Source organism: Stenotrophomonas sp. YJH_SMC_53, assembly GCF_059369995.1.
The window spans coordinates 58,034-79,334 of sequence record NZ_JCAFTF010000004.1; the positions used below are offsets into that span (position 1 = coordinate 58,034).

Genomic DNA, 21,301 nt, shown 5'->3' on the forward strand with positions numbered 1-21,301 from the left:
TCTCCCGGCAGCGGCCGGCTTACGGTTTCGGGTTGGCATTATCCGCCTTTTTGGCAGACTTGCCGTCGAACAGGCCAAACAGGGCGATGCCGATGGCACCCACCACGATGGCCGAGTCGGCGATGTTGAACGAGGGCCAGGTATAGCTGCCCACGTACCACTGGATGAAATCAACCACGTGACCGTGCACCTGGCGGTCGATCACATTGCCGATGGCGCCGCCGATGATCAGTGCATACGGAACTGCGGCTTTCCAGTTGCCGCGGGCGGTGCCGCGCAGCCACCAGGCCATCAGGCCGCTGATGGCGATCGCCAGCGCGGTGAAGAAGTACTTCTGCCAACCACCGGCGTCACTCAGGAAACTGAACGCCGCACCGGTGTTGTAGGTGCGGTACCAGTTCCAGAAGCCGTCGATGACCACCACCGGCTGGAACTCCGGCAGGCTCGACAGCACCCAGGCCTTGGACCACTGGTCCAGGCCGATGATGGCGGCCGACAGCAGCAGCCAGACCAGGGCGTTCGGATGCGGACGGGACGCGGCCATCAGAACCAGCTCCGCACTTCACCGGCACCGGTGATGTTGCTCACGCAGCGGCCGCACAGTTCCGGATGGTCGGCGTTGCTGCCGACATCGGCGCGATGGTGCCAGCAGCGCACGCACTTGGTCTTGGTGGTCGGCTGGGCGCTGACGAACACCTCGTCGGTGGTCGCCGGCCGCACCTGCACGTCGCCGCTGATGAACAGGAAGCGCAGTTCATCGGCCAGCGGCTGCCACTTCGCGGCCTGCTCTTCGCTGGCGGCGATGGTGATTTCCGCTTCCAGCGCGGCACCGATCGCGCCGTTGGCACGCATCGGCTCGAGCACCTTGGCCACCTGCTCGCGCACGGCCAGCAGCTGGTCGAAATCGGCGGCGTTGAGCTGGGCATCGGCCGGCAGCGGCGCCAGGCCGTCGTACCAGGTGGTGAACAGCACATGGCCGGCACGTTCGCCCGGCAGGTAACCCCACAGCTCGTCGGCGGTGAAGGTCAGGATCGGCGCCACCCAGCGGGTGAACGCTTCGGCGATGTGGTACATCGCGCTCTGGGCCGAACGGCGACCGTGCGAATCGGTCGGCATCGTGTACAGGCGGTCCTTGGTCACGTCCAGGTACAGCGAGCCCAGGTCCACGCTGCAGAAGTTCAGCAGCAGCTGCACGATCTCGGCCATGTTGTAGCCGTCGTAGGCTGCCTTGATCTTCTCCTGCAGCTCCCACGCGCGATGCACGATCCAGCGGTCCAGCGCGACCATCTGCTCGAGCGGTTGCAGGTGCTGGGCCGGATCGAAGCCGTCCAGGTTGCCAAGCAGGAAGCGTGCGGTGTTGCGCAGGCGACGGTAGGCGTCGGCGTTGCGCTTGAGGATCTCCTGCGACAGCGACATCTCGTTGCTGTAGTCGGCCGAGGCGATCCACAGGCGCAGGATGTCCGCGCCCAGCTTGTTCATGATGTCCTGCGGCTCGATGCCGTTGCCCAGCGACTTGGACATCTTGCGGCCGTGCTCGTCCACGGTGAAGCCGTGGGTCAGGCACTGCTTGTACGGGGCACGCTTGTCGATCGCCACGCCGGTCAGCAGCGAGGACTGGAACCAGCCGCGGTGCTGGTCGGACCCTTCCAGGTACAGGTCGGCCGGCTTGCCGAAGCCACGCGCGGCGAGCACGCCTTCATGGGTCACGCCCGAATCGAACCAGACGTCGAGGATGTCGGTGACCTTCTCGTAGTCGGCCGCGTCGGCGCCGAGCAGTTCGGCAGCGTCCAGCGAATACCACACGTCGATGCCCTCGGCTTCGACGCGGTCGGCAACCTGCTGCATCAGCTCCACCGAGCGCGGGTGGATCTCGCCGGTCTGGCGATGGGTGAACAGTGCGATCGGCACGCCCCAGGTACGCTGGCGCGAGATGGTCCAGTCCGGGCGACCGTCGACCATGCTCTGGATGCGCGCCTTGCCCCAGGTCGGGAACCAGCCGACGGTGTCGATCGCGGCCAGCGCATCGCTGCGCAGGTTGGCCTTGTCCATCGAGATGAACCACTGCGGAGTGGCGCGGAACACCACCGGTGTCTTGTGGCGCCAGCAGTGCGGATAGCTGTGGCGGATCGGGTGGAAGGCCAGCAGCGAACCATTGTCACGCAGCACGCCGACGATGGCCTCCTGCGCCTTCCACAGGTGCTGGCCGGCCAGCACCACCTCACCGGCCGGCGGGGTCGATTCCAGGTACACGCCACGGCCGTCGATCGGGGTCACCTGCCCGGCGTTGTACTTGTCCAGCAGGCCGTACTTCTGGCTGACCACGAAGTCTTCCTGGCCGTGACCAGGGGCGGTGTGCACCGCACCGGTACCGTCCTCGTCGGAGACGTGGTCGCCATTGAGCAGCGGGATGTCGCGCTCCGGATAGAACGGATGCGCCAGCAGCTGGTTCTCCAGCGCCGCACCGGTGGTTTCACCGTGCAGCACGACGCTCTCGACGCCGTAGCGCTGCAGCGAGCGCTCGGCCAGCGCGGCGGCCAGCACCAGCCAACGGCGCTTGCCGTTGTGGGCCGGGCCTTCGGCCAGCACATAGTTGATTTCCGCGCCAAGCGACACCGCCAGCGAGGCCGGCAGCGTCCACGGGGTGGTGGTCCAGATCGGCACGGCCACTTCGACGTCGGCCGGCACGCTCACGCCGAACGCCTTGCCGATGGCCTGGGCATCGCGCGCGGCGTAGGCCACGTCGATCGCCGGCGATTCCTTTTCCTGGTACTCGATCTCCGCCTCGGCCAGTGCCGAGCCACAGTCGAAGCACCAGTACACCGGCTTGGCGCCACGCACCAGGTGACCGTTGGCGACGACCTTGGCCAGCGCACGGATCTCATTGGCTTCGAAGTCGAAACTCAGGGTCTTGTACGGGTTGTCCCAATCGCCGGTCACGCCCAGGCGCTTGAAGTCCACGCGCTGGATGTTGATCTGCTCTTCGGCGAACTCGCGGCACTTCTGCCGGAATTCAACCGCATCGAGCTTGGTGCCGACCTTGCCCCACTTCTTCTCGACCGCGATCTCGATCGGCAGGCCATGGCAGTCCCAGCCCGGCACATAGGGCGCATCGAAGCCGGCCAGGTAGCGCGACTTGACGATGATGTCCTTCAGGATCTTGTTGACCGCATGGCCCAGGTGGATGCGGCCGTTGGCGTAGGGCGGGCCGTCGTGCAGCACGAACAGCGGGCGGCCGGCGGCGTTGTCACGCAGCTGCTGGTAGAGCCCCTGCGCTTCCCACTGCGCCAGAATGCCCGGCTCGCGCTTGGGCAGGTCGCCGCGCATCGGGAATTCGGTGGCTGGCAGGTTCAGGGTGGTCTTGTAGTCCTGGCTCACGCAGTGGCTCGCAATCTATGTTCGGAAAGGAGGGCGCGCGCCTGTTCGGCGTCGCGGTGCATCTGGTCGGTCAGTGCCGCCAGATCATTGAATTTCTCTTCGTCGCGCAGCTTGGCGACAAACTCCACGTCGATGTGGCGCCCGTACAGGTCGCCCTGGAAATCGAACAGGTGGGCTTCCAGCAGCGGCTCCACGCCCTCCACCGTCGGCCGAGTGCCGAAGCTGGACACCGACGGCCACGGCTGGTCGAACACGCCGTGCACCCAGGTTGCGTAGATGCCCGACAGCGCCGGGGTCTTCGGGAAGCGCAGGTTGGCGGTGGGGAAGCCCAGCGTACGGCCAAGCTGGCGACCGCGCACCACGCGCCCGCTGATCGCATACGGGCGACCGAGCAGGTCGTTGGCGCGGGCGAAATCGCCCCCCTGCAGCAGCTGGCGGATGCGGGTGCTGGAGATGCGCTCGCCATGCAGGTCCACCGCTTCAATCTCGCCGGCGCTGAAGCCCAGTTCGGCGCCCATCTCCTGCAGCAGTGCCAGATCACCGCGGCGGCGGTTGCCGAAGCAGAACTCCGGCCCGATCCAGACTTCGCGGGCGCCCAGCCGGTGCACCAGCAACCGGCGCACGAAGGTCTCGGCCGGCATCGCCGCCATCGCCGCGTCGAAGCGCAGCAGGCCGACCGCATCGACACCGAGCTCGCGCAGGATCTCGACCTTGCTGCGCGCCAGGGTCAGCCGCGGCGGCGGCGTGCCCTGGGCGAAGAATTCACGCGGCAGCGGCTCGAATGCCACGGCCACTGCGGCCACGCCCAAGGCGCGCGCGCGGGCGACCGCGTGGCGGACCAGCGCACGATGGCCCAGGTGGAGGCCGTCGAATGCACCGATACAGACCACGCTTCCGTTGGGGAACAGCTCCCCGCCCTCGACGCTTCTGAACAGCCTGCTCATCAACTCTCGTTCCGGCCCGACCGGGCCGCCGCTTCAATGGTGTAACCCTGAAGTATAGCCGCCACGGACCGCGATCAATGCCCGCGCAGGTCGCGCGGACGGAAGCCCATCGCCAGCATGGCCACGGCATAGGTCGCGCCGCCGCCGCCGACCAGCAACGCAAGGGCGCCGATCCGCTCCCAGACACGCATCGCGGAGAAACCCGGCAGCCAGTGCAGCAGGGCCAACAGCACGCCAACCATGGCCGCACAGGCCAGCACCAGGCGCAGCAGATAGCCGCCCCAACCCGGCCGGCGCTGGTAGACATCGGTCTTGCCCAGCCAGTACCAGAGCAGGCCCAGGTTCAGGTAACTGGACAGCGCGCTGGCGATGCCCAGTGCCAGGTGCAGGCCCGGCTGCTTGCCGATGGCCGCCATCACGCCCTGCGCCTTCAGCGCGTCGGGCACCATCACCTGGTACAGCACGGCCAGCAGGGCGAAGTTGAACACCATGTTGGCCACCAGCGCCGCCACGCCGGCGCGTACCGGGGTCTTGGTGTCCTGGCGGGCGTAGAAGGCCGGCAGCACCACCTTCAGCAGGGCGAATGCCGGCAGGCCGAAGCTCAGGCCATACACCGACAGCGCGGTCATGCGGGTGTCGAAGGCGCTGAACTGGCCGTGCTGGAAGATGGTCGCGATCAGCGGCTCGGCCAGCAGCAGCAGGCCCAGCATGGCCGGCACCGAGATCAGCAGGGTCATGCGCAGGCCCCAGTCCAGCGAGCGCGAGAAGCCCTCGCGGTCGGTGCTGACATGGTGGCGGGCCAGCGCCGGCAGGATCACCGTGCCCAGCGCCACGCCGAACACGCCCAGCGGCAGCTCCAGGAAGCGGTCAGCCAGCGACAGCCACGACTGCGAGCCGTCGGTCAGCTTGGCCGCGATCACCGTATCCAGCAGCAGGTTGATCTGCGCCACCGAGGAACCAAACAGGGTCGGCACCATCAGCGTCATGACCTTGCGCACACCCGGGTGGCGCCAGCCCCAGCGCGGCAGGGTCAGCAGGTTGATGCCCTTCAGCGAGGGCAGCTGGAACAGCAACTGCAGGATGCCGGCGGCCAGCACCGCCCAGCCCAGCGCCAGGATCTGCTTTTCCGGCGTGCCGCCCAGCCGCGGTGCCAGCCACAGCGCGCCGGCGATCATGCACAGGTTGAGAATGACCGGGGTCAGTGCCGGCATGGCAAAGCGCTGGAAGCTGTTCAGCGCACCACCGGCCAGTGCGGTCAGCGAGACGAACAGCAGGAACGGGAAGGTCAGGCGGAACAGGTCGACCAGCAGGCCCTGCTTGACCGGGTCGGTATCAACGCCACTGGAGAAGACCGAGGCCAGCTGCGGCGCGAAGATCAGCGCCAGTGCGGTGACCAGCATCAGCACCCCGCCCAGGGTGCCGGCGGTGCGGGCCATCAGTTCGCGCAGCTCGGCGTGGCTGCGGGTTTCCTTCACTTCCGTGAACACCGGCACGAAAGCGGTGGCAAAAGACCCTTCGGCGAACAACCGGCGCAGGAAATTGGGTACCCTGAAGGCGACCCAGAAAGCATCAGTGATGGCGTTGGTGCCGAACGTGGTGGTCACCACGAAGTCCCGGACAAGTCCGAGAACGCGCGAGACCATGGTCATGCTGCTGAACGACAGCAGGCCCCGCAACAACTTGGGTGAACTCACTCAGCGTCCCTCTTGACAATCGACTTGACGTGCATTTCTTACGCCATCATACTAGCTAGCTTGCTGTTCCCATAACACCGATTTTTCAGGAAACCACCACCGTGGCCAATATCAAGTCCGCCAAGAAGCGCGCCAAGCAGACCGTCGTGCGCAACGCGCGCAACGTGGCTCAGCGCTCGATGCTGCGCACCGCTGTCAAGAAAGTGATCAAGGCGCTGGACGCCAACGATGCCGCCGGCGCCGAAGCCGCCTTCGCCGTTGCCCAGCCGATCCTGGATCGCTTCAGCGCGCGTGGCCTGATCCACAAGAACAAGGCTGCTCGCCACAAGAGCCGCCTGAACGACCGCATCAAGGCCCTCAAGGCCGCCTGATCCGGCGTTGCCGCCCTGCCCTTCGGGGTTGGGCTGCAGACAAAAGCCCGGCCCCGGCCGGGTTTTTTGTTGCCCGCGATCCGGGACTTTTGACACGTCCGGGGTCAGATCCCTTTTCCAGCGGAAAAGGGATCTGACCCCGGCAACAAAAAACCCGGCCAAAGCCGGGTTTTTTGCACGGAGCCACAACGCCATCATTGCGCGTCGCGGGCTTCCTGCTCTTCTTCCTTCTGGCGATCGAAGAAGGCCATGATGCGGCTCATGATCGGGAAGGTGCCTTCGCGACCCAGTGCGGAGACCAGGAACCACGACTCCTTCCAGCCCAGCTCGGCAACGATCTGCTCGGCCGCGGCCTGCGCCTCGTCTTCGAACATCAGGTCAGCCTTGTTCAGCACCAGCCAGCGCGGCTTTTTCAGCAGTTCCGGATCGTGCTTCCCCAGCTCGCGCTCGATCGCACGCACCTGCTCCACCGGCGAGATGCCGTCCACGCCACCTTCCATCGGCGAGATGTCCACCAGGTGCAGCAGCAGGCGGGTGCGCTGCAGGTGGCGCAGGAACTGCGCGCCCAGGCCGGCGCCATCGGCCGCGCCTTCGATCAGGCCGGGAATGTCGGCGATCACGAAGCTGCGGTGGTTCTCCACCTTCACCACGCCCAGGTTCGGGTACAGCGTGGTGAACGGGTAATCAGCCACCTTCGGCGTCGCCGCCGAAACGGCGCGGATCAGGGTGCTCTTGCCGGCGTTGGGGAAGCCCAGCAGCCCGACATCGGCCAGCAGCTTCAGCTCCAGCTTCAGCGTGCGCTCCTCGCCCGGCTCGCCCGGCAACGCCTGGCGCGGCGAGCGGTTGGTCGAGCTCTTGAAGTGCATGTTGCCCAGGCCGCCGCGACCGCCCTTGGCCACCAGCAGGCGATCGCCGTGCTGGGTCAGGTCGCCGATGACTTCATCGGTCGCCACGTTGATCACCACGGTGCCGACCGGCACGGTGATGGTCAGGTCTTCGCCACCCTTGCCATAGGCCTGGCGGCCCATGCCGTTCTCGCCGCGCTGCGCCTTGAAGATACGGTCATGGCGGAAGTCGACCAGGGTGTTCAGGTTTTCGTCGGCGCGGATGTACACGCTGCCGCCCGCACCGCCGTCGCCGCCGTCCGGGCCGCCGAGCGGAATGAACTTCTCGCGACGGAAGCCAATGCAGCCGTTGCCGCCGTTGCCGGCGAACACTTCGATTTCTGCTTCGTCTACCAGTTTCATTGTTTCGATGCCTGCGATGGGCGTGGCCTGCAGGCCGCCGCCTTGAATGTTATGCCTGCCGATGGCCGGCAGCCCGGCCTGGCCGGTCTTGCTTCAACTCTAACGAAAAGCCCCGCCGAAGCGGGGCTCTTCATGCAGCACTCCCATGCCGGGGCACGGGTGCCGGCGATGCCTGGATCAGGCGTCGGCCGAGACGATGCTGACGGTGCGACGCTTCTTGGCGCCCTTGACCGAGAACTCCACCTTGCCGTCCACGAGGGCGAACAGGGTGTGGTCACGGCCCAGGCCAACGCCCGAACCCGGGTGGAACTGGGTGCCGCGCTGACGCACGATGATGTTGCCGGCTTCGATGGCCTGGCCGCCGAAGATCTTGACGCCCAGGTACTTCGGGTTGGAGTCGCGACCGTTGCGCGAGGAGCCTACGCCCTTTTTATGTGCCATGACTGCTTCTCCTGATGCTTAGCCGGCGATGCCGGTGATCTCGATTTCGGTGTAGTACTGACGGTGACCCTGACGCTTCATGTGGTGCTTGCGGCGACGGAACTTGATGATCCGGACCTTGTCAGCACGACCCTGGGACAGGACCTTGGCGGTGACGGCAGCGCCCTTCAGCGCATCGCCCAGCTTCACGCCGTCGCTGTCACCCAGCATCAGGATGTTGTCAAACTTGATCTCGCTGCCGACTTCGACTTCGAGCTTTTCAATGCGGAGCTTTTCGCCCTGCGCCACGCGGTATTGCTTACCGCCGGTGACCAGTACTGCGTACATGACCAGGCCTTCCTCTGTAGTTATTGTGGTCTGAGCTGCCGCCATCGAGGGCGGACAGGAGCGGGATTGTACGCAGATCATCGGGCGCGGGTCAAGTCAACCCCTGAACGCCGCAGAGGGCGGCGTCGGAACGGGGTCAGATCCCTTTTCACCCCGTGAAAAGGGATCTGACCCCTGCCTGTCGGCCTGTCTCACAAGGTGAGACACCGGGCTGGCATTGTCGCCCATTGCCCCCATCTGGTCACCTCGGTAGGCTGACCGATTGCCGTTCCCTGCTGGCCCGGCACCCAGCCAACGCCCCCACAACCGGATCCCCCATGGCGATGGATTTCATCCGCATCCGCGGCGCGCGGACGCACAACCTGAAGAACCTCGACCTCGACCTGCCCCGCGACAAGCTGATCGTGATCACCGGCCTGTCCGGCTCGGGCAAGTCCTCGCTGGCGTTCGACACCATCTATGCAGAAGGCCAGCGCCGCTATGTCGAGTCGTTGTCGGCCTATGCGCGCCAGTTCCTGAGCGTGATGGAAAAACCGGACCTGGACCACATCGAGGGCCTGTCCCCGGCGATCTCGATCGAGCAGAAGTCGACCTCGCACAACCCGCGTTCGACGGTCGGCACGATCACCGAGATCTACGACTACCTGCGCCTGCTGTACGCCCGCGTAGGCACCCCGCGCTGCCCAGACCACGGCTATCCGCTGGAAGCGCAGACGGTCAGCCAGATGGTCGACCAGGTGCTGACCCTCGACCCGGAACAGCGCTACATGCTGCTGGCGCCGGTCATCCGCGACCGCAAGGGCGAGCATGCCCAGGTGTTCGACCAGCTGCGCGCGCAGGGCTTCGTGCGCGTGCGCGTGGACGGCGAGCTGCATGAGATCGACGCGGTGCCGCCGCTGGCGCTGCGCCAGAAGCACACCATCGAGGCGGTGATCGACCGCTTCCGCCCGCGCGAGGACATCAAGCAGCGCCTGGCCGAGAGCTTCGAGACCGCGCTGAAGCTGGGCGACGGCATGGCCTCGGTGCAGAGCCTGGACAACACGGAAACCGCGCCGACCCTGTTCTCCTCCAAATACTCCTGCCCGGTCTGCGATTACTCGCTGCCGGAACTGGAGCCGCGCCTGTTCTCGTTCAACGCGCCGATGGGCGCCTGCCCCGGCTGCGATGGCCTGGGCATGGCCGAGTTCTTCGATCCCTCGCGCGTGGTGGTGCACCCCGAGCTGTCGCTGGCCGCCGGCGCGGTGCGCGGCTGGGACCGCCGCAATGCCTACTACTTCCAGCTGATCGCTTCGCTGGCCAAGCACTACCGGTTCGACGTCGACGCGGCCTGGAACTCGCTGCCGGACAAGGTGCAGCAGGCCGTGCTGTACGGCAGCGGCGATGAAGCGATCACCTTCACCTACTTCACCGAAGCCGGTGGCCGCACCCAGCGCAAGCACCGCTTCGAGGGCATCATTCCCAACCTCGAGCGCCGCTACAAGGAAACCGAATCGCCGGCGGTGCGCGAAGAGCTGTCCAAGTACATCAGCGAACAACCCTGCCCGGAATGCCATGGCGCGCGCCTGAACAAGGCTGCACGCAATGTGTTCGTGGCCGACCGCCCGCTGCCGGAGCTGGTGGTGCTGCCGATCGACGAGGCGCTGAAGTTCTTCAGCGAGCTGAGCCTGCCGGGCTGGCGTGGCGAGATCGCGGCGAAGATCGTCAAGGAAATCGGCGAACGCCTCGGCTTCCTGGTCGACGTGGGCCTGGATTACCTGACCCTGGAGCGCAAGGCCGACACCCTGTCCGGTGGCGAGGCGCAGCGCATCCGCCTGGCCAGCCAGATCGGTGCCGGCCTGGTCGGCGTGATGTACGTGCTCGACGAACCCTCGATCGGCCTGCACCAGCGCGACAACGAACGCCTGCTGGGCACCCTCACCCGCCTGCGCGACCTCGGCAACACGGTGATCGTGGTCGAGCATGACGAGGACGCGATCCGCCTGGCCGACTACGTTCTGGACATCGGCCCGGGCGCAGGCGTGCATGGCGGCGAGATCGTCGGCCAGGGCACCCTGCAGGACATCCTGGAGGCACCGCGCTCGCTGACCGGCCAGTACCTGTCGGGCAAGCGCGCGATCGAGATCCCGGCGCGCCGGCACAAGCCGAACCCGAAGATGACCCTGCACCTGCGCGGGGCCAGCGGCAACAACCTCAAGGGCGTGGACCTGGCGATTCCGTCGGGCCTGCTGACCTGCGTGACCGGCGTGTCCGGCTCCGGCAAGTCGACCCTGATCAACGACACCCTGTTCTCGCTGGCCGCCAACGAGATCAACGGTTCCTCGCACCCGATCGCCCCGTACAAGGAGATCGATGGTCTGGACCTGTTCGACAAGGTGGTGGACATCGACCAGTCGCCGATCGGCCGCACCCCACGTTCGAACCCGGCCACCTACACCGGCCTGTTCACTCCCCTGCGCGAACTGTTCGCACAGGTGCCCGAAGCGCGTGCACGCGGCTACTCGCCGGGCCGCTTCAGCTTCAACGTGCGTGGTGGCCGCTGCGAGGCCTGCCAGGGCGATGGCCTGATCAAGGTCGAGATGCACTTCCTGCCGGACGTGTACGTGCCGTGCGATGTCTGCCATGGCAAGCGCTACAACCGCGAGACGCTGGAGATCCTGTACAAGGGTTTCAACATCAACGACGTGCTGGAAATGACCGTCGAGGATGCGCTGAAGCTGTTCGAGCCGGTGCCGTCGATCGCACGCAAGCTGGAAACACTGGTCGACGTCGGCCTGAGCTACATCAAGCTGGGCCAGAGCGCGACCACGCTGTCCGGTGGTGAAGCGCAGCGCGTGAAGCTGTCCAAGGAGCTGTCGCGCCGCGATACCGGCCGCACCCTGTACATCCTCGACGAGCCGACCACCGGCCTGCACTTCCACGACATCGAAGCGCTGCTGGGCGTGCTGCACAAGCTGCGCGACGAAGGCAACACGGTGGTGGTGATCGAGCACAACCTGGACGTGATCAAGACCGCCGACTGGATCGTCGATCTGGGTCCGGAGGGTGGCCACCGCGGCGGCACCATCCTGGTCACCGGCACGCCGGAAGACGTGGCGGCCTGCCCGCAGTCGTACACCGGCCAGTTCCTGGCCCGCATGCTGCCGTCCACCAGCGCGCGCCCCGAGCAGCCGGCCGCCGTGGCCAACAAGCCCGACGCCCGCCCGCCGCGCAAGGTGAAGCCCGAGAAGCCGGCCAAGGTGGCGAAGAAGGCCGTGGCCGCCAAGAGCACCGGCAAGGCCAGCAAGAGCACGTCGAAGAAGAAGGACGCCTGATGAGCAGCGAACACAAGATCCTGGCCCGCATCCCGATCAGCGTGCGCTGGCGCGACATGGACAGCATGGGCCACGTCAACAACGCCAAGTACATTTCCTACCTGGAAGAAGCGCGCGTGCGCTGGATGCTGGGCGTGGACGGCGTGTCGATGACCGACCGCATCGCACCGGTGGTGGCCGCGACCAACGTCAATTACCGGCTGCCGATCGTGTGGCCCAACGACATCGTGGTCGAATTGTTCGTCGAGCGCCTGGGCACCAGCAGCGTGACCATCGGCCACCGCATCGTCGACCAGCAGGACGCGTCGAAGCTGTACTCGGATGGCAACGTGGTGGTGGTGTGGATGGATACCCAGACCGGCAAGAGCGCGCCGCTGCCTGAGGCGATCCGCAACGCTTCCACCTGAAGGTAGTGCCGGCCGCTGGCCGGCAACCTCCAGACGCTTCGCGCATGCCGGCCAGCGGCCGGCACTACCGATCCAATTCAAAGGACTGACATGATCCACCAGACTGAACTGAGCGACCTGCTGCCCGGCATGGTCCCCTTCCCCACCGACGTCTTCCCCGCCGACCAGGCCTGGCTCGGCCAGCACCTGCTGCCGCTGCTGAAGATCGACCTCGGTGTGCTGCGCCCGGAACTGGCCGGCCAGGTGGCGACGATGCTGTGCCCGATCGAGCCGTACGACGGCTGCATCGGCGAAACCACCGAAGAACACCACAACGATTTCACCGCCACCAACTGGATCGCCTTCGAGCTGACCGCCGGCAACCAGATGCGCTTCCTCGGCAACGAGGGCTATTTCATCGGCGATGCAGTACAGGACAAGGACGCGCAGGAACACATTGCGCAGATGCGCGACAGCTACGCCAAGGCCCGCGACTACCACGCCATGCATGGCCGCCTCGCCTGCTACTCGCGCTACGGCAAGGGTGAGGCCAGCGAGCGCGATTATCTGGATACGCTGGGGGGACAGATTTCCTGTGGCAACTGGATCGAAACGGCCGATATTCCTGCCGCCTTCACCCTGGAATTCACCGACGCCGCCAACGACCGGCATGCTCCAGATGATGCCGAACTGGCGGTCATCCGCCGCGATGGCCACAAGTTCTTCGCCGTCGCCGAAGTCGCCGGCTACAACTGGTGCGCCACCGGCGCCGACGCGATCGTGATGCTGTATGAGCCGGTGAGCCGCACGGTGCTGTTCTCGTACGACTGGTCGTAGCATCCCGCCGGGCATGGCCCGGCGCTACCCAGGCATGACCGCCGGATCATCACCGGTAGCGCCGGGCCATGCCCGGCGGAACGGGCGACGCGTTACGGCGCAGCCTTGCGCACGGTCAACGTCGCGCTCGCTTCACCACCACCTTCCAGCTGCAACTGCAGCGGCAGCGCCTGGCCTTCCTTCAGCGCGCCCCGCCCCTGCATCAGCATCAGGTGCAGGCCACCAGGCTTGAGTTCGGCACGCGCGCCGGCTGCCAGCGGCAGGCGCTCGATCGCGCGCATCCGGCTGACGCCATCGACGATCGTGGTCTCGTGCAGCGACACGTCGCCGAAACTACTGCTGGTCGCACCGGTGATCACCACCGCCCTGCTGCAGCCGTTGTGGATCACGCCATAGCCGGCAGTCATCGGCATCGCCGGATTCGGTGGCAACCGCGCCCAGCCCTGCTCCACCGTGACGCAGCGTGATTCCGCAGCCGAAGCCGATGCTGCAACCGCACACAGCACCCACAATACGCCAACGAATGGTTTGGTTATCATCGCCCAGGTTCCTTCTTCGCAACGAGACCGCAGCATGACGACGCTCATCGAGGTGATCAACCACGGCCCCATCCGCGAACTGCGCCTGGCGCGGCCGCCGGTCAATGCACTGGACACCGATCTGTGCCGGCAGCTGATCCATGCCATCGAACTGGCCATGGCCGAAGACGCGCACGGCGTCGTGCTGTCGGGCAGCGAGCGCATCTTCACCGGTGGAATGGACGTGCCGCACCTGCTCTCGCATGGCGATGACAAGCACAAGCTGCTGGACACCTGGAACGCTTTCTTTGGCGCCGTGCGCACACTGGCCGAGAGCCGCATCCCGGTGGTCGCAGCGATCACCGGCCACGCGCCGGCCGGCGGCTGCGTGCTGGCCCTGTGCTGCGACTACCGGGTAATGGCGCGCAGCGCCGATCCGTCGCGACCGTATGCCATCGGCCTGAACGAGGTGCAGGTGGGCCTGATCGCGCCGGAGGGCATCCAGCGCCTGCTGCGCCGTGCGGTGGGCGTGCACCGCGCCGGCGTGCTGCTGACCACCGGTTCGCTGGTACCGGCCGAACAGGCGCTGCAGATCGGCCTGGTCGACGAGCTGGCTGAGGGTGACCTGGTGGTGGCCCGCGCCGTGGCCTGGCTGCAGAACCTGCTCAAGCAGCCTCGGCAGCCGATGCTGCTGACCCGCGCCATCGCTCGCGCCGACCTGCACGAAGCGCTGCACCCGGACCTGATCCAGCTGGACCGTTTCGTCGAGGCCTGGTTCGCCCCGGACGCGCAGAACGCCCTGCAGGCCCTGGCGGCGCGCCTGGGCAAATAGCGGTTGCCCCGCCCGGGGTCAGATCCCTTTCGCCGGGCGAAAGGGATCTGACCCCTGACCGGTATAATCAGGCCCTCTTTCACTGCTGTGGCCGCCCCCTTGAACGACACGCCCGAACCCGTCGTCTCCGAGCTGATCGACCTGCTCACGCTGGAGCGGCTGGAGGACAACCTGTTCCGCGGGCAGAGCCGCGACATCGGCACCAAGTACGTGTTCGGTGGGCAGGTGCTGGGCCAGGCCCTGGCTGCGGCGCAGGCCACGGTCGACAACGGCCGCCACGTGCACTCGCTGCACGCCTACTTCCTGCGCGCCGGCAACATCGACCACCCGATCGTCTACGACGTGGACCGCACCCGCGATGGCGGCAGCTTCTCGGTGCGACGGGTCACCGCGATCCAGCACGGCAAGGTGATCTTCTTCTGCGCGGCCTCGTTCCAGCAGGCCGAGACCGGCGCCGAGCACCAGCACAAGATGCCTGAAGTGCCGCAGCCGGAAGACATCGAACCGAACCGGCCGCTGCCGGCCGAAGTGCTGGAGCGGCTGCCGATCAAGGTGCAGCGCTGGCTGTCGCGTGGCGGTCCGTTCGAGTTCCGCCACGTCTACCCGCGCGACGAGTTGAACCCGCCCAAGCGCCCGCCCTACCACCAGGTGTGGCTGCGCCTGAGCGAGCCGGTCGGCGATGCCCCGGAGCTGCACCAGGCGCTGCTGGCCTATGCCTCCGACTTCCACCTGCTGGGCACGGCGACCTTCCCGCACGGCATCAGCTACTACCACCCGCACGTGCAGATGGCCTCGCTCGACCACGCAATCTGGTTCCACCGCCCGTTCCGCGCCGACGACTGGCTGCTGTACTCGCTGGACAGCCCCAGCGCGCAGGATTCGCGCGGCCTGGCCCGCGGCCAGTTCTTCACCCGCAACGGCGTGCTGGTGGCCAGCACTGCGCAGGAAGGCCTGATCCGCGTGGTTCCCGACCAGGCTGCGGCCGCCGCCGTGCCGGCCAAGGAGTAACCCATGCGCCAGATCTTCAGCAGCCAGCGCGTGGAAACCGTCGAAGGCGTGGCCGAGCTCCTGCGCGGGCATGGGATCGACGTCAAGGTGACCAACGGGCGCTCGTACAAGACCCGTCGCCGCGGCCAGTTCAGTTATACCGACCTGGGCAACGCCAACGCCTACCCGGCGGTATGGATCGTGCGTGCCGACGACCAGCCGCGCGCGCGCGAAATCCTGCGCGAAGCGCGCCTGCTCGACACTACCCGCCGTGACCACCCCACCGCCGAATTCGCCTTCCGCGACGCGCCGGAACCGGGCAGCGGCGGCCGCAGCTGGGCCTGGCGCATCCGCATCGCGCTGCTGGTGGTGATCGCTGGCGTGGCGCTGGTGATCGGCCTGCGCCATCGCGGCGCCCCGGTGCCCGCCCCGCAGGCCCAGCCGCAGCAGGCGCAGCCGACCCCGCAGGCCGCGCCGGAAGAGGAAGAAGTCCGGGTCCGCATCCAGCCCTCGAAATGACTCGCGGGTGAAAAAGGGGACGGAGGGGATTAAGTCGTTTGTGGCACAAACGACTTAATCCCCTCCGTCCCCTTTTTGTCATGAGGATGCCGGCCAGCGGCCGGCACTACCGCACAGAATGCTGGTCACACTTCGCGCGCGGCTCCGTCATGGGACACAATCCCCGCAGGAGAGCCGCCGCCATGACGACGTTCACCGCATCGATCGACCAGACCCTGGAACGCGAACTGCCCGCCGCCGCCAGCGGTTGCCAGCACGCCTACGGCCGCATCGTGCTGGCCTGCCAGAACACGGTCACCGCCATCGCGCTGGCCATCACCCGGGACCGCCAGGCCAGCGAGGACATCGCCCAGGAGGCCTTTGTGAAGGGCTGGCAGCAGCTGCACCAGCTGCGCAGCGCGACCAGCTTCCTGCCGTGGCTGCGGCAGATCACCCGCAACCTCGCCCGCGACTGGCTGCGCGCCCAGCGTGGCCGTCCACTGACCGGCGAGGCGGCCGAGGTGGCGATGGGGATGGCCGCCGATCCGTCCCCGGGCGCAGCCGATCGCCTGCAACGGGTGGAGGAAGAAATCGCCGCCGAGGACATCATCTCCACCCTGCCCGCCGACAGCCGCGAAGTCCTGTTGCTGTACTACCGCGAAGGCCAGCGCTCGCAGCAGGTGGCCGACCTGCTCGGGCTCAGCGACGCCGCCGTGCGCAAGCGCCTGTCGCGCGCCCGCGCGCTGGTGCGCGACGGCCTGCTGCAGCGCTTCGGTGAGTTCGCGCGCAGCAGCGCGCCGAGCGCCGCCTTCGCCACCGCCGTGGTGTCGATGGTGCTGGTGGCCGCACCCGGCACCGCCAGTGCCGCGATCCTGCTGAGCGCCGGCGTCGGCGTGGGCAGCAGCAAGCTGGGCCTGGGCGGGGCCAGCGTGGCCGGGGGTACAGCCATGGGCTCGGTCACCGCCACCCTGGGCTACCTGCACATGATTCCGGCCAGCACTTGGGGCGCGTTCGCTGGTGGCGTTGCCGGCGGCGTGATCGGCAGCTACCTGGGCGGTCGATTCCTGCTCTCCTATGCCAAGACCGATGCCGAACGCGCGCGGGTCTGGCGCTTTGTGCGCATGAACACCTGGACAGCCATGGCCTGCTGCCTGGCAGTGCTGGCGATGGTACTGCTGCAGACCCCGACGTGGGTGCATCTGCTGGTGCTGGTGCTCGGCATGGGTCTGGTGAACTACCAGTGCCTGGGACCGCTGCAGCAGATCATGGCGCCGCTGATCGCGCGCGATTCGTCGCGGCGTGGGCGCACCGGCACCAACTGGGTGTATGAATCGCTGTATGGGCGTACCGGGATCATCGCCATGAACATCGTGGTGCTGGGCGTCGTGCTGTATGCCGTGGCCCATTCCAGCGGCCGCTAGGGCCTCAACGCACGACGCCGGCAGTACGCCGGCGTCGTGGTCGGTCAGCGCGCGATGAATCAGCGCTGCGACTTCGGTGCACCGCCGTCGCGCGGACCGCCTTGGCGCGGGCCACCGTGCATCGGGCCCCTGGCCGCGTCGAACTCGGCCTTGCTCAGCTGGCCATCCTTGTTGGTGTCGGCGGCAGCAAACCAGGCATCACGATGCTGCTTCATGCGCAGCTCGCGGTCAGCCTTGTCCAGGTAACCGTCCTTGTTGAGGTCGAACTGGTCGAAGCGCGCGGCCAGGCGCGGGTCGGCCTTGGCCTCGTCGCGGCTGATGCGGCCGTCCTTGTTGACGTCCAGCCTGGCCCAGCGCTCACCGCCGTGGCCACGACGGCCATGCTGCCAGCGCGGCATCTCATCGCGCGAGAGCTTGCCGTCCTTGTTCCTGTCCAGCTCGTCGAACTTCGCGGCCAGGCGCGGGTTGGCAGCCGCCTCGCTGCGGTCGATCACGCCGTCGCCATTGGTGTCCAGCTTGGCCGGGCGCTGCGCCGACGTGGCCGGGGTGTCGGCCGCCAGCGCGATGCCGGAGGCGGAAGTGCCGAGCAGCAGGGCCAGCAGCAGGGGGGTACGGATCATGGGGTCACTCCTGGGAATGGGAATTGCGTCGGGGTGATCACTTCACCCTCGAGTGACAACAACGCCCGGGCGCGACATCGGTTGACGCCGTGGCCGGTTCCATTCATCCGGCGGACAGTCGCCGCCACTGCGACGGGCTGGGGCTATGCTGTGCCCATGGCACTACACGGCGACAGAGACGACGAACTGCGGCTTTTCCAGACCGGCGAGCACCCCTGCGGGTACTGGTCCGACCGGGTGGCGCGCGACCTGGTGCTGGACCCGCACGATCGCCGGCTGGGTGGCCTGTACCCGCTGGCACTGAGCTGGGGCTTCCGCCGCAGCGGTGATCTGGTCTACCGGCCGCACTGCGCGCACTGCCAGGCCTGCGTGGCGGTGCGCATCCCGGTGGCCCGCTTCGCCCCGGACCGCAGCCAGCGCCGCTGTGCCGCCCGCAATGACGACCTGGAGGTGCGGATCACCGCCGCCACCGCCCGTGACGACCTGTTCGCGCTGTATCACCGCTACCTCACCCACCGCCACGCCAATGGCGGCATGGACGACCATGGCCCGCACGAGTTCGAGCAGTTCCTGATCGGCAGCTGGTCGCACACCCGCTTCATGGAGATGCGCCTGCCCGGCCACGACGGCCAGCCCAGCCAGTTGCTGGGGGTGGCGGTGACCGACGTCACCGAGCATGGCCTCTCGGCGGTCTACACCTTCTTCGACCCGGACCACGCCGCGCGCGGCCTGGGTACCTTCGCAATCCTCCAACAGATCGAGTGGGCGCGCCGCGAGGGGTTGCCGCACGTGTACCTGGGCTACTGGATCCGCGGGCACCAGAAGATGGACTACAAGCGCCGCTTCCATCCCCTTGAGGCCTACGACGGCCGCCGATGGCACGATTTCGACAACGAACTGGACGGGCGCTGACAAACCGCTGACACCGGGCCGGGTGCAGAATAGGGGGATGAACGCCAAACCCCTGATCCTCGCCCTGGCCCTGCTCTGCGGCGCCACCGCCCCCGCCTTTGCCACGTCCCCCGCGATGACCGAGAAGCCGTCCACTGCGCTGCGCCTGGCCACCTACAACACTTCGCTGTACTCCGATGATGCCGGTGGCCTGATCAAGGAACTGGAGGGCGACAGCGAGCACGCACGCAAGATCGCCGCCGTGCTGCAGCAGGTGCGCCCGGACCTGGTACTGCTGAACGAATTCGATTTCGACGATGCCCATCGCGCCGCCGACCTGTTCCAGAAGCGCTACCTGGAAGTCGCCCAGCCCGGCGGCGGCAAGCCGCTGCACTTTGCCTACCGCTACCTGGCGCCGGTCAACACCGGTGTGCCCAGCGGCCTGGATCTGGACAACAACGGCGTGGTCGGCGGCGAAGGCCGCAGCCGTGGCAATGACGCGTGGGGCTACGGCCTGCACCCGGGCCAGTACGGCATGCTGGTGCTGTCGCGCTACCCGATCGATGAAACCAAGGTGCGCAGCTTCCAGCTGTTGAAGTGGAGCGCGATGCCCGGCGCCATCCGCCCGGTCGATCCGCGTACCGGCCAGAGCTTCTACAACGACCACGCGTGGTCGCAGCTGCGCCTGTCCTCGAAGTCGCATTGGGACGTGCCGGTGAAGACCCCGGGCGGCGTGGTCCACGCGCTGGTCTCGCATCCGACGCCGCCGGTGTTCGACGGCCCGGAAAAGCGCAACGCGGCACGCAACCACGACGAACTGCGCCTGTGGCAGGAATACCTGTCCAAGGGTGAGAAGCCCTGGCTGTGCGACGACAAGGGCCAGTGCGGCGGCTTGGCGGAGGACGCGCGCTTCGTGATCCTCGGCGATCTGAACAACGACCCGGTCGATGGCGATGGCCGCCACGAGGCGATCGTCGAGCTGATCGAGAACGCGCGCGTGCTGCGCTACCCCACCCCGCGCAGCGTCGGCGGCGAGCAGACCAGCCTGGCCTATGCGGCCAAGGGCATCGAACGCAAGGGCGCACCGTTCCACGCCACCGGCGATTTCGGCCCGAAGTCCGGCACCATGCGCCTGGACTACGTGCTTCCCTCGACCGGTTTCGAGTACGTGGGCAGCGGCATCTTCTGGCCGGCCAATGAAAGCCCGGAAGCGAAGATCGCCGACGGCAGCGACCACCACCTCGTGTGGGTGGACGTGAAGCCGTAACCGTCCGCCCCCTTTTTTTGTACCGACCAACGGTCGGTACCCACCGGGTTTCGGTAGGCGACGACCGTTGATCGTCGCTCCTTTTTTACGGGCGCAGTTCGACGCCGATGGCGTCGGCGGCATCACGCGCGATGGCGCGTGCTTCGTCGATGGTTTCCGCGCGCGCCAGGGTCACACCGACGCGGCGGTGGCCATGCACGCTCGGCTTGCCGAACAGGCGCACGGCGGTATCCGGTACCTGCAGCGCGGCGGCGACATTGTTGAAGTACGGCACACCCTCGCCGTGTGCCAACAGCGCGCACGACGCCGACGGGCCACTCTGGCGGATCACCGGAACCGGCAGGCCGAGGATCGCGCGCGCGTGCAGCGCGAACTCGCTCAGTTCCTGCGAAACCAGGGTCACCAGGCCGGTATCGTGCGGGCGCGGCGACACTTCGCTGAACCACACCTCGTCGCCCTTCACGAACAGCTCGACGCCGAACAGGCCCCAGCCGCCAAGGTCGTCGGTGATCGCACGCGAAATCTCTTCGGCACGCGCCAGTGCCGCGCTCGACATCGGCTGCGGCTGCCAGCTTTCGCGGTAGTCGCCATCCTTCTGCAGGTGGCCGATCGGCGCACAGAATGAGGTGCCGCCGGCATGGCGCACGGTCAACAGGGTGATCTCGTAGTCGAAATCGATGAAGCCTTCGACGATGCAGCGGCCGGCACCGGCACGGCCACCGGTCTGTGCGTACTCCCAGGCCGGAGCGATGTCCGCTTCGCTGCGCAGGGTGCTCTGGCCCTTGCCCGAGGACGACATCACCGGCTTGACCACGCACGGCAGACCGATGGCAGCCACGGCAGCGCGGTATTCGGCCTCGGTATCGACGAAGCGGTAGGGCGAGGTCGGCAGGCCCAGGGTTTCGGCGGCGAGGCGGCGGATGCCCTCGCGGTCCATGGTCAGGCGCGCGGCGCGTGCGGTCGGGATCACCCGCAGGCCTTGCTCCTGCTCCAGCTGGACCAGGGTCTCGGTATGGATGGCCTCGATCTCCGGCACCACCAGATGTGGCTGCTCCTGGGCGATCAGGGCGCGCAGCGCCATCGCATCGAGCATGTCGATCACGTGCGAGCGGTGGGCGACCTGCATGGCCGGGGCATCGGCGTAGCGGTCAGCGGCGATCACTTCCACGCCCAGCCGCTGCAGCTCGATGGCCACCTCCTTGCCGAGTTCGCCCGAGCCCAGCAGCAGCACGCGGGTGGCGGAGGGGGACAACGGAGTTCCAAGCTTGGCCATGGCGGTTCCAGCAGCGACGTGAAGGCGGGTGGGCATTCTAGCTGGCCGCGCACCCTGACCA

Annotated in this window: 20 protein-coding genes; 10 read left to right on the forward strand and 10 right to left on the reverse strand. The window is 67.2% G+C overall.

All coding sequences use genetic code 11. The features are described 5' to 3' along the window. Positions 1 to 19 precede the first annotated feature (19 nt). The 4 genes from lspA to murJ all read right to left on the reverse strand — a co-directional run bounded on the left by lspA (position 20) and on the right by murJ (position 5,998). A complete protein-coding gene (lspA, locus tag AC5P7X_RS07400; RefSeq protein WP_005415709.1) occupies positions 20 to 544 on the reverse strand; it encodes a signal peptidase II in 525 nt (174 codons plus the stop codon). Continuing rightward, positions 544 to 3,375: an isoleucine--tRNA ligase gene (gene ileS, locus AC5P7X_RS07405; RefSeq protein ID WP_495214682.1), complete on the reverse strand. Its 2,832-nt coding sequence runs from the start codon at positions 3,373 to 3,375 to the stop codon at positions 544 to 546. Before ileS ends, lspA begins: the two co-directional genes overlap by 1 nt. Continuing rightward, positions 3,372 to 4,319, reverse strand: a complete 948-nt coding sequence (locus AC5P7X_RS07410; RefSeq protein WP_005415707.1) for a bifunctional riboflavin kinase/FAD synthetase — start codon at positions 4,317 to 4,319, stop codon at positions 3,372 to 3,374. Before AC5P7X_RS07410 ends, ileS begins: the two co-directional genes overlap by 4 nt. Before the next feature lie 74 nt (positions 4,320 to 4,393). After that, positions 4,394 to 5,998, reverse strand: a complete 1,605-nt coding sequence (gene murJ / locus AC5P7X_RS07415) for a murein biosynthesis integral membrane protein MurJ (RefSeq protein ID WP_095377769.1) — start codon at positions 5,996 to 5,998, stop codon at positions 4,394 to 4,396. A gap of 116 nt (positions 5,999 to 6,114) precedes the next feature. Between murJ and rpsT the strand changes: the two genes are divergently transcribed. Further along, the gene (gene rpsT / locus AC5P7X_RS07420; protein ID WP_005408560.1) at positions 6,115 to 6,384 is read left to right on the forward strand and encodes a 30S ribosomal protein S20; all 270 of its coding nucleotides are present in this window, start codon (positions 6,115 to 6,117) and stop codon (positions 6,382 to 6,384) included. A gap of 194 nt (positions 6,385 to 6,578) precedes the next feature. Here the strand turns inward: rpsT and cgtA are convergent, their stop codons facing one another. The 3 genes from cgtA to rplU all read right to left on the reverse strand — a co-directional run bounded on the left by cgtA (position 6,579) and on the right by rplU (position 8,399). After that, the gene (gene cgtA, locus AC5P7X_RS07425; protein ID WP_495214683.1) at positions 6,579 to 7,631 is read right to left on the reverse strand and encodes an Obg family GTPase CgtA; all 1,053 of its coding nucleotides are present in this window, start codon (positions 7,629 to 7,631) and stop codon (positions 6,579 to 6,581) included. A gap of 177 nt (positions 7,632 to 7,808) precedes the next feature. Then, positions 7,809 to 8,072, reverse strand: a complete 264-nt coding sequence (rpmA, locus tag AC5P7X_RS07430; protein ID WP_005415704.1) for a 50S ribosomal protein L27 — start codon at positions 8,070 to 8,072, stop codon at positions 7,809 to 7,811. An 18-nt stretch (positions 8,073 to 8,090) separates the two neighbouring features. Further along, positions 8,091 to 8,399, reverse strand: coding sequence for a 50S ribosomal protein L21 (gene rplU / locus AC5P7X_RS07435; protein WP_005408557.1), 309 nt, complete (start codon positions 8,397 to 8,399; stop codon positions 8,091 to 8,093). A gap of 317 nt (positions 8,400 to 8,716) precedes the next feature. Here rplU and uvrA point away from each other — a divergent pair, with 317 nt between their 5' ends. The 3 genes from uvrA to AC5P7X_RS07450 all read left to right on the forward strand — a co-directional run bounded on the left by uvrA (position 8,717) and on the right by AC5P7X_RS07450 (position 12,933). Then, positions 8,717 to 11,710, forward strand: coding sequence for an excinuclease ABC subunit UvrA (gene uvrA / locus AC5P7X_RS07440; RefSeq protein ID WP_053501121.1), 2,994 nt, complete (start codon positions 8,717 to 8,719; stop codon positions 11,708 to 11,710). Then, positions 11,710 to 12,117 (forward strand): acyl-CoA thioesterase, encoded by a 408-nt coding sequence (locus AC5P7X_RS07445; protein ID WP_053501120.1) that lies wholly within the window; start codon positions 11,710 to 11,712, stop codon positions 12,115 to 12,117. Before uvrA ends, AC5P7X_RS07445 begins: the two co-directional genes overlap by 1 nt. 90 nt (positions 12,118 to 12,207) lie before the next feature. Beyond that, on the forward strand, positions 12,208 to 12,933 hold the full coding sequence (locus AC5P7X_RS07450) for an enolase (RefSeq protein ID WP_235649520.1): 726 nt from the start codon (positions 12,208 to 12,210) through the stop codon (positions 12,931 to 12,933). Positions 12,934 to 13,025: 92 nt separating this feature from the next. On the opposite strand, the gene AC5P7X_RS07455 is transcribed toward AC5P7X_RS07450, so the two are convergent. Beyond that, positions 13,026 to 13,472: a copper chaperone PCu(A)C gene (locus AC5P7X_RS07455; protein WP_495214684.1), complete on the reverse strand. Its 447-nt coding sequence runs from the start codon at positions 13,470 to 13,472 to the stop codon at positions 13,026 to 13,028. 34 nt (positions 13,473 to 13,506) lie between these two features. Between AC5P7X_RS07455 and AC5P7X_RS07460 the strand changes: the two genes are divergently transcribed. The 4 genes from AC5P7X_RS07460 to AC5P7X_RS07475 all read left to right on the forward strand — a co-directional run bounded on the left by AC5P7X_RS07460 (position 13,507) and on the right by AC5P7X_RS07475 (position 17,189). Continuing rightward, positions 13,507 to 14,283, forward strand: a complete 777-nt coding sequence (locus tag AC5P7X_RS07460; RefSeq protein ID WP_070489574.1) for an enoyl-CoA hydratase/isomerase family protein — start codon at positions 13,507 to 13,509, stop codon at positions 14,281 to 14,283. 87 nt (positions 14,284 to 14,370) lie between these two features. Then, entirely contained in the window at positions 14,371 to 15,291 is a 921-nt protein-coding gene (gene tesB / locus AC5P7X_RS07465) for an acyl-CoA thioesterase II (RefSeq protein WP_005408551.1), read from the forward strand. A gap of 3 nt (positions 15,292 to 15,294) precedes the next feature. Then, positions 15,295 to 15,789, forward strand: coding sequence for a pathogenicity-like protein (locus AC5P7X_RS07470; RefSeq protein ID WP_372485722.1), 495 nt, complete (start codon positions 15,295 to 15,297; stop codon positions 15,787 to 15,789). Positions 15,790 to 15,971: 182 nt separating this feature from the next. Then, positions 15,972 to 17,189 carry an RNA polymerase sigma factor gene (locus AC5P7X_RS07475; protein WP_495214685.1) on the forward strand — a complete coding sequence of 406 codons (1,218 nt, stop codon included), beginning with the start codon at positions 15,972 to 15,974 and terminating at the stop codon, positions 17,187 to 17,189. Positions 17,190 to 17,248: 59 nt separating this feature from the next. Here the strand turns inward: AC5P7X_RS07475 and AC5P7X_RS07480 are convergent, their stop codons facing one another. Continuing rightward, positions 17,249 to 17,809, reverse strand: a complete 561-nt coding sequence (locus AC5P7X_RS07480) for an EF-hand domain-containing protein (protein WP_495214686.1) — start codon at positions 17,807 to 17,809, stop codon at positions 17,249 to 17,251. Positions 17,810 to 17,965: 156 nt separating this feature from the next. Between AC5P7X_RS07480 and AC5P7X_RS07485 the strand changes: the two genes are divergently transcribed. Together AC5P7X_RS07485 and AC5P7X_RS07490 are read left to right on the forward strand one after the other, a co-directional pair. After that, on the forward strand, positions 17,966 to 18,721 hold the full coding sequence (locus tag AC5P7X_RS07485; RefSeq protein WP_053500802.1) for an arginyltransferase: 756 nt from the start codon (positions 17,966 to 17,968) through the stop codon (positions 18,719 to 18,721). Positions 18,722 to 18,758: 37 nt separating this feature from the next. Beyond that, positions 18,759 to 19,967: an endonuclease/exonuclease/phosphatase family protein gene (locus tag AC5P7X_RS07490; RefSeq protein ID WP_495214687.1), complete on the forward strand. Its 1,209-nt coding sequence runs from the start codon at positions 18,759 to 18,761 to the stop codon at positions 19,965 to 19,967. 85 nt (positions 19,968 to 20,052) lie between these two features. Here the strand turns inward: AC5P7X_RS07490 and purT are convergent, their stop codons facing one another. Next, positions 20,053 to 21,240 carry a formate-dependent phosphoribosylglycinamide formyltransferase gene (purT, locus tag AC5P7X_RS07495; RefSeq protein WP_139726818.1) on the reverse strand — a complete coding sequence of 396 codons (1,188 nt, stop codon included), beginning with the start codon at positions 21,238 to 21,240 and terminating at the stop codon, positions 20,053 to 20,055. Between the last annotated feature and the right edge of the window lie 61 nt (positions 21,241 to 21,301).

What these genes read in the sequence shown, in the direction of transcription:
- cgtA (WP_495214683.1), bottom strand. Translation starts at nt 7,631, where the DNA reads ATGAAACTGGTAGACGAAGCAGAAATCGAAGTGTTCGCCGGCAACGGC.
- AC5P7X_RS07410 (WP_005415707.1), bottom strand. Translation starts at nt 4,319, where the DNA reads ATGAGCAGGCTGTTCAGAAGCGTCGAGGGCGGGGAGCTGTTCCCCAAC.
- AC5P7X_RS07485 (WP_053500802.1), top strand. Translation starts at nt 17,966, where the DNA reads ATGGCACTACACGGCGACAGAGACGACGAACTGCGGCTTTTCCAGACC.
- AC5P7X_RS07450 (WP_235649520.1), top strand. Translation starts at nt 12,208, where the DNA reads ATGATCCACCAGACTGAACTGAGCGACCTGCTGCCCGGCATGGTCCCC.
- AC5P7X_RS07490 (WP_495214687.1), top strand. Translation starts at nt 18,759, where the DNA reads ATGAACGCCAAACCCCTGATCCTCGCCCTGGCCCTGCTCTGCGGCGCC.
- AC5P7X_RS07470 (WP_372485722.1), top strand. Translation starts at nt 15,295, where the DNA reads ATGCGCCAGATCTTCAGCAGCCAGCGCGTGGAAACCGTCGAAGGCGTG.
- rpmA (WP_005415704.1), bottom strand. Translation starts at nt 8,072, where the DNA reads ATGGCACATAAAAAGGGCGTAGGCTCCTCGCGCAACGGTCGCGACTCC.
- rplU (WP_005408557.1), bottom strand. Translation starts at nt 8,399, where the DNA reads ATGTACGCAGTACTGGTCACCGGCGGTAAGCAATACCGCGTGGCGCAG.
- AC5P7X_RS07480 (WP_495214686.1), bottom strand. Translation starts at nt 17,809, where the DNA reads ATGATCCGTACCCCCCTGCTGCTGGCCCTGCTGCTCGGCACTTCCGCC.
- lspA (WP_005415709.1), bottom strand. Translation starts at nt 544, where the DNA reads ATGGCCGCGTCCCGTCCGCATCCGAACGCCCTGGTCTGGCTGCTGCTG.
- AC5P7X_RS07455 (WP_495214684.1), bottom strand. Translation starts at nt 13,472, where the DNA reads ATGATAACCAAACCATTCGTTGGCGTATTGTGGGTGCTGTGTGCGGTT.
- uvrA (WP_053501121.1), top strand. Translation starts at nt 8,717, where the DNA reads ATGGCGATGGATTTCATCCGCATCCGCGGCGCGCGGACGCACAACCTG.
- AC5P7X_RS07445 (WP_053501120.1), top strand. Translation starts at nt 11,710, where the DNA reads ATGAGCAGCGAACACAAGATCCTGGCCCGCATCCCGATCAGCGTGCGC.
- purT (WP_139726818.1), bottom strand. Translation starts at nt 21,240, where the DNA reads ATGGCCAAGCTTGGAACTCCGTTGTCCCCCTCCGCCACCCGCGTGCTG.
- AC5P7X_RS07475 (WP_495214685.1), top strand. Translation starts at nt 15,972, where the DNA reads ATGACGACGTTCACCGCATCGATCGACCAGACCCTGGAACGCGAACTG.
- AC5P7X_RS07460 (WP_070489574.1), top strand. Translation starts at nt 13,507, where the DNA reads ATGACGACGCTCATCGAGGTGATCAACCACGGCCCCATCCGCGAACTG.